Below are 15992 nucleotides of genomic sequence, written 5' to 3'. Positions count from 1 at the left end.
TTCGACACGCCGTGAATCGCTACAAAAAGCGGAAGTTTGTAGTGCGATTAATCGCCGCCGCCACTTTGCGTTTGGTTAGCTCCGCCGCTTCCAGAAGATGATGCTGCGCCAGACTCATCGCCAGCGCTTCCGCCGCCTACAGTAGTGCCACTGCCGGCCGAGCCGTTCTCGTTATTCGCGCCATTATCGCCAGACCCATTCGCCCCAGACCCATTTGCGCCATTCGCGCTATCTTCACTACTAGAACTATCTGCCTTATTAGCGCCACTTGCACTATCTGCTTTATCTTTATCTTTATCTTTGCTATCTTCTTTATTTTCGTCGCTATCGTCGTCCGCAAATTCGTGCTTGCTTCCGCCAAGCCCCCAAGTGCCGTCAACGCCGCCAATTTTGCCGTTGTCTTTAGCTTCTGGGAACTTTTCCGCAGCCGTTCCAGCCAGCGCCGCACGCATGTATCGCGTAAACAAATGCGCAGAATACCCAATTCCACCAGGGTACCCGCGGAAAGTTGGCACAGGCAAAGGATTTCCTTGCGCATCTGGGTGCCAAATAGCAAACACAGTCAAAACACTAGGCGTAAATCCAACAAAACTACACGCCGAAGCATCGTTAGCGGTTCCCGACTTTCCAGCAATCGGCTTTCCAACGCCCCTAACCTCTGGCGAAGTACCATATTGAACAACGCCTTGCATGGCCTTAATAGCAAGCGCCATGTCTGCCGCAGCAAACACCTGCTTTCCAACGGTCGGCGCCCTATAAAACTCTTTGCCATCTGGGTTCTTAACGCTAGAAACAATGTGCAAATCTGGCCTGCGCCCCTGGTTTGCAATCGTGGAATACGCGCGCGCAATCTCACTAATATGCACAGGGTCGTTTCCAAGAACAGTAAACGGATTCTTGCCGTTAACGCGCTGCGCATTTAGTCCAGCCAGAACAGCCGTATTTGCCACGCCTTTTTGCCCAAGCTTTTCTTGCAAAGCCATAAATGGCGTGTTTACAGAGTTTGCCGTTGCTTTATAAAGGTTGATTATTCCCCAATTTGTGTTTGCAAAGTTGTTTACTGGCTTGTCGATTCCCTTAAACTTTAGACCAGTATTTCCATTAAACAGCGTGTTTAGGCTTGTTCCAGCCTGAATCGCGCCAATCAGCGCAAACGGCTTCATGGTACTTCCAGGCTCGTAAAGCGCTTGAGTGGCGTTATTTAGCGGCTTAGAAAGGTAGTCGTCGCCTGCATACACAGATATAATCGATCCATCTTTAGGATTTACGCTCATTGCGCCCGTCTGCACTCCTTGCGGCGTAATTCCGCGCGCGCCAGCAGTCGGGCTTGCAACGTTAAACATTAAATCCTGCTTAGCTTTGTCGATTGTTGTAATAATGCGGTATCCGCCCGTGTCTAGGTCTTCTTTTGTAAACGCGCCGCCGCTTGTAAGCTCGCTGCGAACCATTTGCAAAAGGTATCCTTGCGGCCCCGCGTACATGTTTTGCTTGGTTTGATTAATGGTTTGCGGCATTTTTGCGTTTTTGTATTCTTCGCTTGTAATGTACTTGTCTTTAAGCATGATTCTTAGCACGCGCTTGAATCGAATATTCGCCTCTTTAGGCATGATTGCAGGGTCCCAGCTGCTTGGCGCAGGAATTATTCCAGCCAGCATTGCCGCTTGAGATAGCGTAAGATCCTTCGCTTCCACGCCAAAGTACGCTTTTGCTGCCGCCTGGATTCCGTACGCTCCGCGGCCCAGATAAATCGTGTTCATGTAATTGCATAGAACGGTGTTTTTGTCTTGTGTTTGCGCGATTTTTAGAGCAAGAATGGCCTCGTGCAGCTTTCCTAAATACGTTTTTGTTTCACCAAGATAGTAGCGTTCCGCGTATTGTTGCGTAATCGTAGAGCCGCCCCATCTGCCTTTAGACGTTACGTTGTGGATTATTGCGCGCCCAATTCCCTTAAGATCGATTCCGCCGTCTTTGTAGAATGACCTGTTTTCGCTTGCGATTATTGCGTTTCCAACATACGGTTTTAGAACAGAGCAGTTTATGATTTCGCGATTTTGCTCTGCAAAGCTGCCGATTTCCGTCTTTCCGTCCGCGTAGTAAACCTTTGTTTTATCCGCCATTGCGATTTTGTCTGGCTGCGGAATGTCTGTTGTTACGTACATCCACGCAACCGTTAGAATTCCAAGGATTATTGGCGTAAAAACTACGATTAGTGCCCAAAATAGAATCGGGTGTTTTGTTCTAAAGTTTTTTTGGATTCTTCTGTGGCTTCTGCGATTGTATGGTTGATTGTATGGTCGCCTTGCGCTTGCGCCGTTTCTTCCGCCGTTTCTTGCGCCTGCTCTGTTGCCTGCGCCGTTGCCAGCAGTATCGCCAGCGCCCGCGCTTCTTACGGTGCGCCTTGTGCTAGAAGAGTGCGAATTTCGTCTATAACTATTTGCAACCATATAATCCAAGTTAGCGCTTGGCGAGGAACTTTAATCATACTTAACGCGGAACTTTAATCCTACATAACGCGGAATTTTAATCATACTTAATATCGTATGTAATATTTGTAAAAGCTAGTATTATAAAAGTGTATTAGTGCGGCGTTTTTGTGCCGATGATTTTTGTTAAGGAGTTTATATGAGTATCCGCGTTGCCATTGCCGGTGTTGGCAATTGTGCTTCGTCGTTAGTTCAGGGCGTTGAATACTACAAGAATGCCAATGATGGCGATAAAATTCCAGGATTAATGCATGCTGTTTTTGGGCAATATCGCGTGCGAGACATTGAGTTTGTAGCCGCTTTCGATGTTGACGCTTTAAAAGTTGGCCATGACTTAAGCGAGGCGATTTATGCTTCTCAAAACAACACGATTCGCTTTGCAGACGTGCCTAATCTTGGTGTTACAGTGCAGCGCGGCCCTACTTACGATGGCTTGGGCGACTACTACAAGCAAATGATTGAGGAGTCTAATGAAGAGCCTGTAAATGTTGCAGCGGTTTTGCGCGATTTGCACGTAGACGTGCTTGTTTCTTACTTGCCAGTTGGCTCCGAGCAGGCAGATAAGGCGTATGCTACGGCGGCTATGGAAGCTGGATGCGCGTTTGTAAATTGCCTTCCTGTTTTTATTGCTTCCGACCCAGTTTGGGCGCAAAAATTCCGCGATGCAGGCGTTCCGATTATTGGCGACGATATTAAAAGCCAGGTTGGAGCTACGATTACGCACCGAGTTATGGCGCGACTTTTTGAAGATAGAGGAGTGCGTTTGGACCGCACTTACCAGCTTAATGTTGGCGGAAACATGGATTTTATGAACATGTTGCAGCGCTCTAGGCTTGAGTCGAAGAAGATTTCTAAGACGCGCGCGGTTACTTCGATTGTTCCGCACGATATGGATGACCACAACGTGCACATTGGCCCTTCGGATTATGTTGCTTGGCTTGACGACCGCAAGTTTGCGTTTGTGCGCTTGGAGGGAACCACTTTTGGCGATGTTCCGCTTAGCTTGGAGTACAAGCTTGAGGTGTGGGATTCGCCTAATTCTGCAGGCATTGTTATAGACGCTGTGCGCGCGGCGAAGATTGCGCTGGATCGCAAGCTTTCGGGCCCTATTTTGGCTCCTAGCTCTTACTTTATGAAGTCGCCAGCTGTTCAGCACGAAGATAGTGAGGCGCGCGAACTTGTTGAGCGCTATATTGCTGGAGATGTTGAGGCAGACGAGTCGCAGCTTAATGCGGATGTTGAGGATGCAAAGAAGAGCGGTAAAAGCGTGTGGCGCGCCTAGCGGCGTGTCTAACGGTGCGGTTACTTGCGACTTGTGATTGTGTCTAGCGATGCATCTTGTTGCGCGCTCCATCTTCGGTTGCTTGCGACTTGCGCTCGGCTTGCGCTCGACTTTTATCCAGAATCGTGTAATATAGGTAGAGCCTCCGCGTGGCACTACGTCACCCAATCCCCCCAGGGCAGGAATGCAGCAAGGGTAAGTGGCCTCTGGTGGGTGCGCGGAGGTTTTCTGTTAATATCGTTAATATCTTTGTAAATTCTTCCGCTTTTTGTTGTTGATTTTGCTGGTTAGAGCAACATTTTCGGGAAAATTTTCCGCTTTTTGTTGTTGATTTTGTGGTTTAGAGCTACAAAACGCGGAAGTTTTGCGATTTCACGTAGCGCAAGTGCTCTGTAGTACAGAGTGTTGTTTGATAAAATGCTTGGTATGAGTCTATTTGAAGGCAGCCAAAATATTCAAAATAACCAAAACTCTCAAAGCAGCGCAGCTAATCAAGATATTTCTAAGCTCGATCCATTGATGAATCGCCCTAGAATATCAACAATCGTGTTATGCGCTATATTCGCATTGGTTTTTGCTGCATCTGCTGCTCTTGTGTGGCTTCTAGCTGTTAGAACGTCAATCGGCCAATCGTACGAAGAAATGGTAATCAGCACTTTTGGATATAGTGCCATTCCGCCAACGTTCGCCGCGATTTTAGCGCCGCTTAGAAGTTCCATAATCGTTATAGTTTTATCTGCGCTAATTTGCGTTGCGGCATTAATAATATCAATCATAAGAAAGCGATGGCTGCTGCTTGCGCAATGCTGCGCAATATTCGTGCTATCGCTTGCTGCAGAGCAATTAAAACGCATTCTTCCTAGACAAATGCTTGTAAACATTGCTACTCTTGCAAAAAATTCCGCACCTTCTGGCCACACTCTTTTAATGGCTGCCGCTTGCGCAATACTTGTTTGCGCGTCGTCTCGAGCGTTTAGGGCTTGGGCTGCAGCTGGAGCTGCGTTAATAACGTTTTTGCTTGCTGTGGCACTTATGGGAGGTCGCTGGCATAGGCCTGCAGACGTTGTAATGTCGGTACTAATAGTAGGCGCAATCTCTTGTGCTGTAATGGCTTTTACGCGCGGTTCTGCAATGGATTTGCCTGGACGCAGAAAGTCGTCTATAAGCGTGCAAATTGTTGGAACCGCAATGATTACAATGGGCGTTGTTTGCATAGCGTATTTTGCATACATGTTTTATCAAATCATGCCAGGCATTGAGCTGGGCGCAAAATGGGCGATTGGCATTTCGCACGTTTTAACATATTGGGCTGTTGCTGGCGCGTGTAGCATAACGTTCGGCGTTTTAATGGTTATTAAGCAATGCGCGGCTGCTCCTTTAAGTAGGCTCGGATTAGTCGGCGCGCCTCCAACGCCTCCTGCATCTTCAACGTCTCCAGCATCTCCAGCAAAAAGCGATGAGCGAATTAAGCCTGATGAAAGCGATTTGTTGAAGATTCTATCGTCTAATTAAATAAAAAAATAAGTAAAATTGAATAAAAAATAAGTAAAGTGGTATATATAGGAGTATATGCTGATATCTCGCAAAGTTTGATTTTGTTGATTTTGCAGAATTTGCAACGCATATTGCGTTAGAGTTGGCGTGGATTTTAGTAATAAAAGCGCGGAATTGCATATAGAATGCATCTGAATGAAAGGAGAGAGTATGACAGAGCAGAACAAGCTTGTCATTGTGGAGTCTCCCACTAAAGCGCGTAAAATAGGCGGATATCTTGGAAGCGGATACACGGTTATGGCGTCTGTAGGCCATATTCGCGATTTAGCACAGCCAAGCCAGGTGCCAGCCGCTAAAAAGGCGGATTTTGGCAAGTTTGGCGTAGATGTAAACAATGGTTTTGAGCCGTACTACGTTGTTGGTGCGGATAAAAAGAAAACGGTTTCGGACTTAAAAGCTGCGCTGGCAAAGTCTGGCGAATTATTCCTCGCAACTGATGAGGACCGCGAAGGAGAAGCTATTGCGTGGCATCTTGTGCAAGCACTTAAGCCAAAAGTGCCAGTAAAGCGCATGGTGTTTCACGAGATTACAAAAGATGCGATTCAAGCTTCGCTTGCTAACACGCGAGACGTTGACGACCATATGGTTGATGCGCAAGAGACTCGCCGCGTGTTGGATAGATTGTACGGCTACGAGCTTTCGCCAGTTTTGTGGCGCAAAGTGGGGCCAGGTCTTTCGGCTGGTCGAGTGCAATCGGTTGCAACGCGTTTGATTGTTGAGCGCGAGCGCGAGCGAATGGCGTTTAGAAAAGCGAGCTATTGGGATGTTTGCGCGGATTTGAGCGCAAACGGCGTTGATTTCCAAGCGCGAATGACTGCTCTAAACGGATCGCGTTTGGCTGGTTCTAAAGACTTTAATTCGCTTGGTGAGCTTCAAAAAGCTAAGGGCGAATCTGCTTTAGCGCACTATTTGAACGAGGCGGATGCTTGCGCGATTGCGCAAAGCCTTGGCGCGGCTGATTTTGTTGTAAACTCAATGGACACTAAGCCGTATCGCCGCCGCCCGTTGCCTCCGTTTACAACGTCTACTCTTCAACAGACTGCTGGAAACCGCTTGTCTATGAGCTCTCGCCAAACTATGCGCGCGGCTCAATCTTTGTACGAAAACGGTTATATAACCTACATGCGTACGGATTCTGTAACGCTTTCTAAAGAGGCGATTTTTGCGGCTCGAGATTGCGTTAAGTCTAATTTTGGAGACGAGTATTTAGCGGATTCTCCAAAACAGTATGCTACGACTTCTGCAGGCGCTCAAGAAGCGCACGAGTGTATTCGTCCTGCTGGATCTACATTTAGGAATCCTGCGGATTTGGCTGGCGCTCTCCCTGCCGACCAGCTTAAGCTTTACACGCTTATTTGGCAGCGCACGCTTGCATCTCAAATGGCGGATGCTACTGGTTTTACGGCTACAGTTAAGCTGGACGCTTCGGTTGGTAGCTTTGGAACGGCTAATTTCCAGGCTTCTGGAACCGTGATTGAGTTTGCTGGATTTATGAAGGTGTTTGGCGGATTTAGCGAAGACGAGCAGTCCAAAGCTTTGCCTGCTATGGCTAATGGCGATGTTCTTAAAGCTTTGCAAGTTAGCGCGGATGGCCATGAAACTCAGCCGCCAGCGCGATATACGGAAGCGTCTTTAGTTAAAACGCTTGAAGCTAAAGAGATTGGTAGGCCGTCTACTTACGCTAGCATTATTTCTACGATTATTGACCGCGGATATGTGTATGAGCGTGGGCGTGCGTTGATTCCAAGCTGGCTTGCTTTTGCTGTTATTAAGCTTTTGGAATCTAATTTCCCAACTTACGTTGACTACGCGTTTACGGCAGACATGGAAAATGGCTTGGACCGCATTGCGCATGGCGAGGAAGCTGGTAAAGATTGGCTTTACAAGTTTTACTTTGGAGATGATGAGGCGGCGGTTGCTGGCGATTCTGCGGTTGCTGGAGACTTTGCAATGCGCGAAGGCTTGCAAAAGCAGGTTGATCAGCTTGGCGAGATTGACGCTCGAGAGATTAACACGATTGATATTGGCGGCGGATTGCACGTGCGCGTAGGCAGATACGGCCCATATTTGGAAGATACTAAGAATCTAGACGAAGAGGGCAATGCGCGCAGAGCTTCGATTCCAAGCACTTTAGCTCCAGACGAGTTGAGCGAGCAAGTTGCCCGAGATTTGATTGAGAACAACTCTGACGGTCCGCGCGTTTTGGGAACAGATCCGCAAACTGGCGGAAGCGTAGAAGTTAGGAACGGGCGTTTTGGCGCTTACGTTGCGCTTGTTGAGGCTGCAGATGAGGGCGAATCGCAAGCAGCCGATGATTCTGCTAAAACTGGCGCAAAGTCTTCTGCAAAATCTAAAAAGTCTGCTAAAGCTAAGCCAAAAATGGCGTCTTTGTTCAAAACAATGGATCCTGCAACAATAACTTTGCAAGACGCTTTGAAACTTTTGAATTTGCCGCGATTAGTTGGCGTTGTAGAAGAAGTTGACGAGCAGGGCGAGGTTAAGCGCGCAAGGATTGAGGCAAATAATGGTCGATACGGCCCGTATTTGACTAAGACTTATGAGCGCGCGGATTCTGGCGAAACGGCTGCGGATTCTAAGCCAGATAATCGCTCGCTTGCAAGCGAAGACGCGATTTTTAGCGTGACTTTAGACGAAGCTAAGGAGCTGTTTGCGCAACCAAAGTACGGCAAGCGCACGCGTGGAGCTGCAAAACCGCCACTTAGGGAGCTTGGAGAAGACCCAGAAAGCGGCAAGCCAGTGGTTATTAAAGACGGCTTCTACGGAGCTTATATTACGGATGGCGTTACAAATCGCACGCTTCCAAAGCAATACACGCCTGAATCGATTGAGCCACAAGTTGCGTTTGAGCTTTTGGCGCAAAAGCGCGCGGCAGGGCCTGTAAAGCGCAAGAGAGCGGCTGCTAAGAAGACGGCAACAAAGAAGACGGCTGCTAAAAAGCCTGCTGCAAAAAAGAGCACAGCAAAAAAGTCCACGTCTAAAGCCGAGTAAACCTGGTAGAGGTATGCAAAATGGCTATATGTGTTAAAAACAGCGGGATTAGCGGCTTAAACAATGGTCTTAAAGGGCTTAAAGGGCTTTTTATATCTTTTGAAGGTATAGATGGCGTTGGAAAAACCACGCAGGTTGAAGCTTTGCGTGATTTTTTGCAAGCGCGCGGACTCGAGGTTGTTGTTACTAGAGAGCCTGGCGGCACGCAATTAGGAAAACAGTTGCGAGATATTCTTTTGCATGGCGGAGCGATTTCTGCGCGTGCAGAGGCGCTACTTTTTGCGGCAGATCGCGCTCAACATGCTGCGCAAATCATTATTCCAGCGTTGCAGCGCGGTGCGGTTGTTATAACGGATCGCTACATTGATTCTTCGCTAGCGTACCAATCGGGTGGGCGCGAACTCACTATGCAAGACGTGCGTGATTTAAGCGAGTGGGCGTCTAATTGCCTTTGGCCAAATCGCACGTATTTGCTAGATATGAGCGAGAAAGATGCTGCTGTGCGATTGCATGGGCAGGCGGATCGCATGGAAAGTGCAGGGCTTGATTTTGCGCGCCGCACGCGTGAAGCGTTTTTAGATCTTGCTGCAAAAAATGCGCAAAGATTTTGCGTTTTAGACGCCACTTTGCCAGCTTGCGATTTATCGAAGTTGATTGCTAAAGACGTGTGCGAGTTGATGGATAATGCTGGAATAGGTGACGAAAAATCGCCAGAATCGCAAGAAAATCAAGGATTTTAGGACTCTAGGATTTTAGCAATGGACGTTTGGGAATCGGTAGTTGGTCAAGCGCAAGTTGTTGAGCGTCTTAAAAAAGTAGCGCAAGGCGATTCAAGCAAAAACGCGCAATCGTGGCTTATTTGCGGCGCTTCGGGATTTGGATGCGCAAAAGTAGCAAGAGCGTTTGCAGCAGCATTGCAATCGTGCGGAAAAGTCGCAAGCTTCCGCGCCGCTGAAGACTCCCCAACTCAAATAAATGCTCAAATAAATACAGATAAAATCGCGAGTGAAGTATTAGCTGGAACAAGCCCAGACGTAAACATTTTAAGCACAGACAAAGTTACAGTAAGCATTGACGAAGTGCGCGAAATTGTGTCAATTTCCGAACAGATGCCAAGTGTTGCACCGTGGCGAATCATAATCATCGAAGACGTTGGGCGCATGCTTGAGCGAACAACAAACGTTTTGCTAAAAGAAATCGAAGAGCCAGCACCTCGCACAATATGGATTCTTTGCGCTGCAAGCGCGGCAGATGTTTTGCCAACAATTCGTTCCAGGTCTCAAATAGTGAATCTGGTGCAACCAAGCGACCAAGATGTGCAAGAATACGTGCAAAAACGCTCGAACGTGGATGCAAAAACAGCGGAAAATGTGGCTCGCATAGCGCAAGGAAACGTTGATTTGGCAATGCTTTATGCTACAAGCGAGCGTGCTAGAAGCGGGCGGGAAGAGCTTGTTGCTAGCGTTTTGCGCATTAGCAGCGCAATAGATGCGATTATGCTTGCGCAAACGCTAATCGAAGATGCTAAAAGCCAGGCAGAAGACGAAGTGCAAAAGTGCGTGGAAGAAGAGCAAAGCGAGTTTTTGCGCATAAATGGCATTAAACCAACAGATAAAATTCCGCCTAAAATTCGTAGCGCATACAATGCGATTGGCAAAAAAGACGACGTTAAGCGCAAAGTCACTCGCGTAAGCAGAGATGTTCTAAACCGCGCAATAGACGCGATTTGCAGCGTGTACAGAGATGTGCTTGTTGTGCTAAACAATGCGCAATTACAAACGCCACTTGTGAATCAAGAATTTAAAGCAGAGATTATTCAGCTTTCTAAAAAAATTACAGCAGAGCGCGCGCTTAAATGCCTTGATGCGCTTTCGGTGGCTAAAAAGCGGCTTGCTGGCAATGGAAACGCAACGCTTGTTTTTGAAGCGCTTTTATGCTCGCTTTAACGCGCGCGAGTGATTCTCCTATTTGGTGTTGCGCGAGGTTTGAGTATTTCTCTCCTCGCAAGTGACGCGCACTTTTGCGTATAGTTTATGAACGTTAATATTCTAAGGTTTTAGGTTTTAGTACGGCGCTATTTATTGCTCGTAGAGAAATACATCAAACCTTCTGGATATCTAGGACTTTTGCGTAGCTTTTATCGCCGAGATTCTCGATTTTTCTTGCTACTTCAGCGAATCACCACCTTCGGCGCTGAGGTTCGCTTCATCCGCTGCAAAAAATCTCGAATCTCTACCTAGCTTGGCGTAACCGCGCTCGAACGATTTTCCGGGTTTTGTACCAAATTTGTGTGGATTTTGGTACAAAGTGCGGAAAATAACTCCGGGTTTTGTACGTGATTTAGGTCAAATATGGTACAAAGTGCGGAAGTGCATTTGTGTAAAAATGAATTATTTTGTATAGTCACAGCGGTAGTAGATACTTAAATTATGAATATTTCTGCAGATTTCACCACTATTCCAGACAACTTTGCAAAAGCTGCGCCGGAAGAAAACAAGATTAACGGCGTTCCAGTCGTATCTTTTCCATTTTATGTAGACAAGTTGCCTGATTTTGTGCACTACTTGCATTGGCGATTTGTAGACGACGACGCTATACCAGTGTGCGGATTCCAGTGGATTCATTGGGTTGTAGCAAATGTTCCAGTGGAAGCGCTTATGTTTGACTTTAACGACTCGCGCGCTTTGCAAATTCCGCAAGACTTTTCGCGCACAATGCCAACCATGATTCCAGAAGTTGTACAAGGGCGAAACTCGCAAGCTAGCCGATTTGTGGGATGTACGGACCCTGCGATTACAATGCGCTACAATGGCCCGCAGCCGCCAGACAAGGATCACGACTACATGCTAGAAGTGTTCGGCACGCAAAAACCTCTTGCAAATCTTAAAGAGGGCTTTTACCTTAACGAAATGATGAATGAAATCAGGCATTATGATTCGTATGTAGACGTTAACGGATTATATTTGCGAGGAAAAGCTTAGAGCTTAAGATTTAGAGCTTAGAGTTTAGGTTTAGGATTTATATGACTTCGCGCTGGCAAGTCGCAAGCAGCTTACGACTAGATGCGCGTGTGTAAAATAGTCAAAACTAAGCAAAACTAATCTAAACAAACAAAATTATCTAAAATAATCAAATAACCAAAATAATCAAAAATTAGAAAAATGAGGATGCAAATATGGCATGCACAACAATTTTAGTAGGACGCAAAGCGAGCTACGACGGATCCACGCTTATTGCGCGCAACGAAGACTCCGCAAACGGCGAGTTTAACCCAAAGCGCTTAGTGGTAGTAAAGCCACAAGACCAGCCTCGCGTTTATAAGTCCGTGCTTAGCCACGTAACAGTAGAGCTTCCAGATAATCCAATGCAATACACAAGCGTGCCAAACGCAGACTTGCGCGAAGGAATTTGGGGGGAAGCTGGCGTTAACGAAGCAAACGTGGCAATGAGCGCAACTGAAACGCTTACGTCCAACGAGCGCGTGCTGGGTGCCGACCCAATGGTGGAGCTTCAAAAAGCGCAAGGCAAAGATGGAGACGCAAACTACAAGCCAGAAGTGCCAGGCGGAATTGGAGAAGAAGACTTCTTAACGCTTGTTTTGCCTTATATTCGTAGCGCTCGCGAAGGCGTTGAGCGTTTGGGCGCGTTGCTAGAAAAGTACGGCACTTACGAGATGAACGGCGTTGCGTTCTCGGATGTAAACGAGATTTGGTGGATGGAAACTGTTGGCGGACACCACTGGATTGCTAAGCGTGTGCCAGACGAGGCGTATGTTGTTATGCCAAATCAGCTTGGAATTGACGAGTTTGATTTAGAAGACGCTTTGGGAGACCAAGAAGAGCATATATGCTCGGCTGATTTGCTTGAGTTTATTGAAGAAAACCACTTGGATTTGGCGGTGGAAAACGCTTCGCCATTTAATCCTCGAGATGCTTTCGGCTCTCATTCGGACGCTGATCACGTGTACAACACGCCGCGCGCATGGTTTATGGAGCGTTTCTTGAATCCTTATGACGAAGTGTGGGATGGCAAAGACGCGGATCACAAGCCAGATAGCAACGATATTCCGTGGGCGCGTCAGCCTGAGCGCAAAGTGACGGTTGAAGACGTTAAGTATGTGCTTAGCTCGCACTATCAGGGAACTGAGTACGATCCTTACGGCAAGCTTGGCGATGAGCATACGCGTCATCTTTTCCGCCCAATCGGCATTAATCGCCAAAGCCAGCTGGCTGTTATGCAAATCCGCCCTTACGTGCCAGAAGCGTTCCGCACAATTCAGTGGATGGCGTACGGCTCTAACCCGTTTAATGCTTTAGTGCCGTTCTACGCAAATGTAAACGAAACTCCAAAGTATTTGGAAGATACAACTACTCGCGTAACAAGCGAAAACTTCTATTGGGAAAATCGCATTATTGCAGCTCTTGCGGATGCTGCATTTAACGACACTGCAAATGCGATTGAGCGTTACCAAGAAGTTGTTGGTTCTCTTGGTCACGCAATGGTTAAGTCTACGGATGCTGCTGTTGCAAAGATTCTTTGCGTTTCTTTGAAGGATTACGAGCCAGAGTTTGAAGGTTGCGAAGGCGATGAAGGTTGTGAAGGCTATTGCGATTTAGTTCGGAATGTGGATGCCATTATTGCGCAGCTTAGAAACGAAGACGTGCGCGCGGCTTTGGCTAAAGCGAACGAGGGTATGGCTGCAAAGTTGAAGAAAGAAACCGATTCTTTGCTCGATACAGTTCTGTACATAACTAGCATGCGAATGAAGAATGGTTTTAATCGCTCCGATCACTAATCGCAAGCCGTTATAGACGTTACTAATAACGCGCATAGTTTTAATGTAATATTGCTATACCACGCCTATGCAATCGTATAGTATAAAAATTGTTCATTTACATTAGCTATGCGCGTTTATTATTGAGCGCTTATTGAGCATCTGTTATTGAACGTTTGTTGTTGAGTATTTGTTGTTGAGCGTCTATTAGGCGTTTTGCCTGAAAGTGGGGAATATGAGCATTCTTGATTCGTTTACTGCACAATTTGGACTGGTTAAAAAAATCGACGCTTTTGGATTTATGGATTATCTAAAGAAGAATCCAAGCGAGCCAAGAAAGCACGGTAAAGTGTTGCTCGTTACTGCAGATACTCCTCTTAAGGCTTCTAGAGGAGAGGGCAAAACAACCACCACTATTGCGCTTGTAGACGCTTTGCGCGAACGCGGAGTAGATGCGGCGGCTGTTTTAAGGCAGCCAAGCATGGGCATTACTGCGGCGGGTTCTAAAGGCGGCGCTAGCGGTGGCGGAAAGTCATCTCTTGCACACCCAGAGTTGATTGACTGGGGATTGTGCGGAGAAATGGCGGCTATTGAATGTGCGCAGAATTTGCTTGTTTCTTTTGCAGAAAAGGCGATTGACGACGGTATTTTAGACACGATTTTAGTGCCGCGAGTAAGCGAAGTGCCTTCAAGATCTTTGCGTAGTATTGCTGTTGATTTTGGCAAGAGCACGGTTGCAGAGCGCGTTGTATTAACGCCAACTTGCGAACTTATGCAAATCGTAGTGCTTTCTAGAAGCATGGAAGAAATCGCAAATCGCGTTTCTGTAATGATTGCTGGTACAAAAGACGGGAATCCTGTTAAATTTGGCGATTTTGTTGACTTGTGGCGAATCACAAATATTCTTGCTGATGCTGTAAAGCCTGCAAAAACAGAGACGATTAATGGTTCTCCGATTTACGTTCATTGCGGTCCGTTTGCCAACGTTTCGCTTGGTATTCCAAGCCTTGTGAGCGTTGAGATGGCTTGCGCATTGCACGATGTTGTTGTTGTGGAAGCAGGGTATGGCACGGATGCTGGCGCGCAAAAGTGGCTAGATATTGCTGCTCGCGAGTTCGGCGCAAAGTGGCCTGCTGCTGCGGTTGTTGTTACTCGTGCCAGCACTTGGCGAGATGACGAAACGCTTGCGTGGCGCTACCCGTTCCACGTTTCGCGCCTTGAGTCACTTGATATTCCTACTTTCCCTCTTGTTAATTTGTGGGATGGGGAAGATGGACAAGTTCCAGATTTGCTTGAGCAAGCTAAGACTTTGGGATTCCGCAAGCCGATTGTTGGCAATCTTTTCCGAGATGGCGGAGATGGATTGGCAGATCAGCTAGACGATTTTGTGTCTGTGATTACCGCTGATGCAGAAACGAAAGTTCCACAAAGCCGCCGTGGAAAGTCGCTTCGCGAGCGTATTAATCTGCTTTGCTCCGAGGCGTATGGTGTGCCTGCTGAGCGCGTAATCGACAAAGCAGGTTTTGCGGATTCGTTGAAGGAAGCGCAGGATTTGTGCAATAAGGCTGGTGTTGATTTTGATAGCTTGGCTCTTGTTGCTGTAAAGTCGCCAGCAACCATGACGGACGACGACCACGCGCCTGCTGATTCTCGCACTGTAACGCTTAAAAAGGTGGAAGTTCATTCTGGCGCAGGCGTTGTTCAAGTCAACCTTACAGCTTCACTAACAACCCCAATGCCAAAGATTGTGTGATTTTCTGCTGTGAAATCTTCCGCATTTTGTACGTGATTTAGGTCAAATATGGTACAAAGTGCGGAAGGTTTTTCCTGATTTTGTACGTGATTTGGGTCAAATTTGGTACAAAGTGCGGGAAAAGTAAACAAACTCGGGCGCATTCTGGCGCATCCTGGCGCACGAAGTTAAATTATGCAAAAGTGCGGCGCAGCCAGTCGCAAGCAAGATTAATCCATTGCTGAACTTCTGGCTGAACAAACTCAGGCAGCACTGCGCCATTTTCATCGCGCTTAGCTGTTTCTTTAACCGCCAAAGCCAAGCCATGCGGACCCTTAGGGAACAAATGTGCTTCCACGCTTACGCCAGCTTTAACGCAAGCATTAATAAACATAATCGAGTTTTGAACTGGAACCGTCTGGTCTGTAATCGTTTGCCAAACGAACGCAGGCGGAGTTTTAGAATCAACGTGATTTTCAAGCGAAAGCTGCTCCACGAGTTGCGCGCGAGTGCTAGAATCTACGTCTCCAAAAAGACGGTCGAAAGTTGGCTTATGCGCGTAATCGCCAGCAGAAATCACGGGGTAAGCAAGCATAAGAGCGTTTGGGCGCACGCTATTTGCGTTATATCCATTTGCTTCTTCAACATCGTCGCTAACGCTAGTCGCAAGATTTGCGGCAACATGGCCGCCTGCAGAGAATCCAATAATCGCCACTTTTTGCGAATCTACATGCCATTCTTTTGCATTATTGCGAATCAATTGCATAGCTTGCGCGGCTTCCAAAAGCTGAGTAGGGTGTGCGCTAGGCACAAGCGAGTATCGCAAAACAAAAGCGTGGAATCCAGCGGAAGCAAACTTCATAGCAATAGGCTCTGCTTCTCGATTAGAAACGCGCAAGAATCCGCCGCCTGGCAAAATCAGCACTGCTGGTCGCGTTTGATCCCCTTCGCTATCTAAATTATCGTCTAAAACGTATGCAGTTAGAAGCGCGTTACTGCCATCAATGCCTTTAATTTGGCGTTCTATAATCTTCATGGTATCTCTTTTCGTTTTGCGCGATTGCAATTTATGTTAAGCACAAACTTAAGCATAAACTTAAGCATTACTAAGCATAAACTTAAGCATAATTCTAATCAAATATCTTGTTTTTTGGTGTG

The 15992-nt window shown here is 47.1% G+C and carries 11 protein-coding genes and 1 other RNA gene; 9 read left to right on the top strand and 3 right to left on the bottom strand.

What is annotated here, in order from left to right:
* Positions 1-47 precede the first annotated feature (47 nt).
* The gene (locus HXT30_RS04970; RefSeq protein ID WP_422111442.1) at positions 48-2444 is read right to left on the bottom strand and encodes a transglycosylase domain-containing protein; all 2397 of its coding nucleotides are present in this window, start codon (positions 2442-2444) and stop codon (positions 48-50) included.
* A gap of 178 nt (positions 2445-2622) precedes the next feature.
* Here HXT30_RS04970 and HXT30_RS04965 point away from each other — a divergent pair, with 178 nt between their 5' ends.
* Positions 2623-3765, top strand: coding sequence for an inositol-3-phosphate synthase (locus tag HXT30_RS04965; protein WP_116438774.1), 1143 nt, complete (start codon positions 2623-2625; stop codon positions 3763-3765).
* Positions 3766-3901: 136 nt separating this feature from the next.
* Positions 3902-3998: signal recognition particle sRNA small type (gene ffs / locus HXT30_RS04960), an RNA gene on the top strand.
* 258 nt (positions 3999-4256) lie between these two features.
* On the opposite strand, the gene HXT30_RS04955 is transcribed toward ffs, so the two are convergent.
* Positions 4257-4541 carry a hypothetical protein gene (locus HXT30_RS04955; RefSeq protein WP_422111441.1) on the bottom strand — a complete coding sequence of 95 codons (285 nt, stop codon included), beginning with the start codon at positions 4539-4541 and terminating at the stop codon, positions 4257-4259.
* A gap of 43 nt (positions 4542-4584) precedes the next feature.
* On the opposite strand from HXT30_RS04955, the gene HXT30_RS04950 reads away from it, so the two are divergent.
* The 7 genes from HXT30_RS04950 (at position 4585) to HXT30_RS04920 (ending at position 14855) form a co-directional block, all read left to right on the top strand.
* A complete protein-coding gene (locus tag HXT30_RS04950) occupies positions 4585-5277 on the top strand; it encodes a phosphatase PAP2 family protein (protein ID WP_422111440.1) in 693 nt (230 codons plus the stop codon).
* A 192-nt stretch (positions 5278-5469) separates the two neighbouring features.
* The gene (gene topA / locus HXT30_RS04945) at positions 5470-8328 is read left to right on the top strand and encodes a type I DNA topoisomerase (protein WP_422111439.1); all 2859 of its coding nucleotides are present in this window, start codon (positions 5470-5472) and stop codon (positions 8326-8328) included.
* A 20-nt stretch (positions 8329-8348) separates the two neighbouring features.
* Entirely contained in the window at positions 8349-9068 is a 720-nt protein-coding gene (tmk, locus tag HXT30_RS04940; RefSeq protein WP_422111438.1) for a dTMP kinase, read from the top strand.
* Positions 9069-9086: 18 nt separating this feature from the next.
* Entirely contained in the window at positions 9087-10274 is a 1188-nt protein-coding gene (locus HXT30_RS04935; RefSeq protein ID WP_422111437.1) for a DNA polymerase III subunit delta', read from the top strand.
* Between the two features lie 483 nt (positions 10275-10757).
* Positions 10758-11309, top strand: coding sequence for a YbhB/YbcL family Raf kinase inhibitor-like protein (locus HXT30_RS04930; RefSeq protein WP_009994261.1), 552 nt, complete (start codon positions 10758-10760; stop codon positions 11307-11309).
* Between the two features lie 194 nt (positions 11310-11503).
* On the top strand, positions 11504-13123 hold the full coding sequence (locus HXT30_RS04925) for a C69 family dipeptidase (protein WP_422111436.1): 1620 nt from the start codon (positions 11504-11506) through the stop codon (positions 13121-13123).
* Positions 13124-13337: 214 nt separating this feature from the next.
* Complete coding sequence (locus HXT30_RS04920) at positions 13338-14855, top strand: formate--tetrahydrofolate ligase (RefSeq protein ID WP_415701151.1); 1518 nt, start codon at positions 13338-13340, stop codon at positions 14853-14855.
* Between the two features lie 172 nt (positions 14856-15027).
* On the opposite strand, the gene HXT30_RS04915 is transcribed toward HXT30_RS04920, so the two are convergent.
* Positions 15028-15870 (bottom strand): alpha/beta hydrolase, encoded by an 843-nt coding sequence (locus tag HXT30_RS04915; protein ID WP_422111435.1) that lies wholly within the window; start codon positions 15868-15870, stop codon positions 15028-15030.
* Between the last annotated feature and the right edge of the window lie 122 nt (positions 15871-15992).

Origin of the sequence: Gardnerella sp. DNF00571G (genome assembly GCF_049262695.1) — a bacterium.
In the GTDB taxonomy this organism is placed as follows: domain Bacteria; phylum Actinomycetota; class Actinomycetes; order Actinomycetales; family Bifidobacteriaceae; genus Bifidobacterium; species Bifidobacterium piotii.
This window is presented reverse-complemented; position numbering and strand designations above follow the sequence as displayed.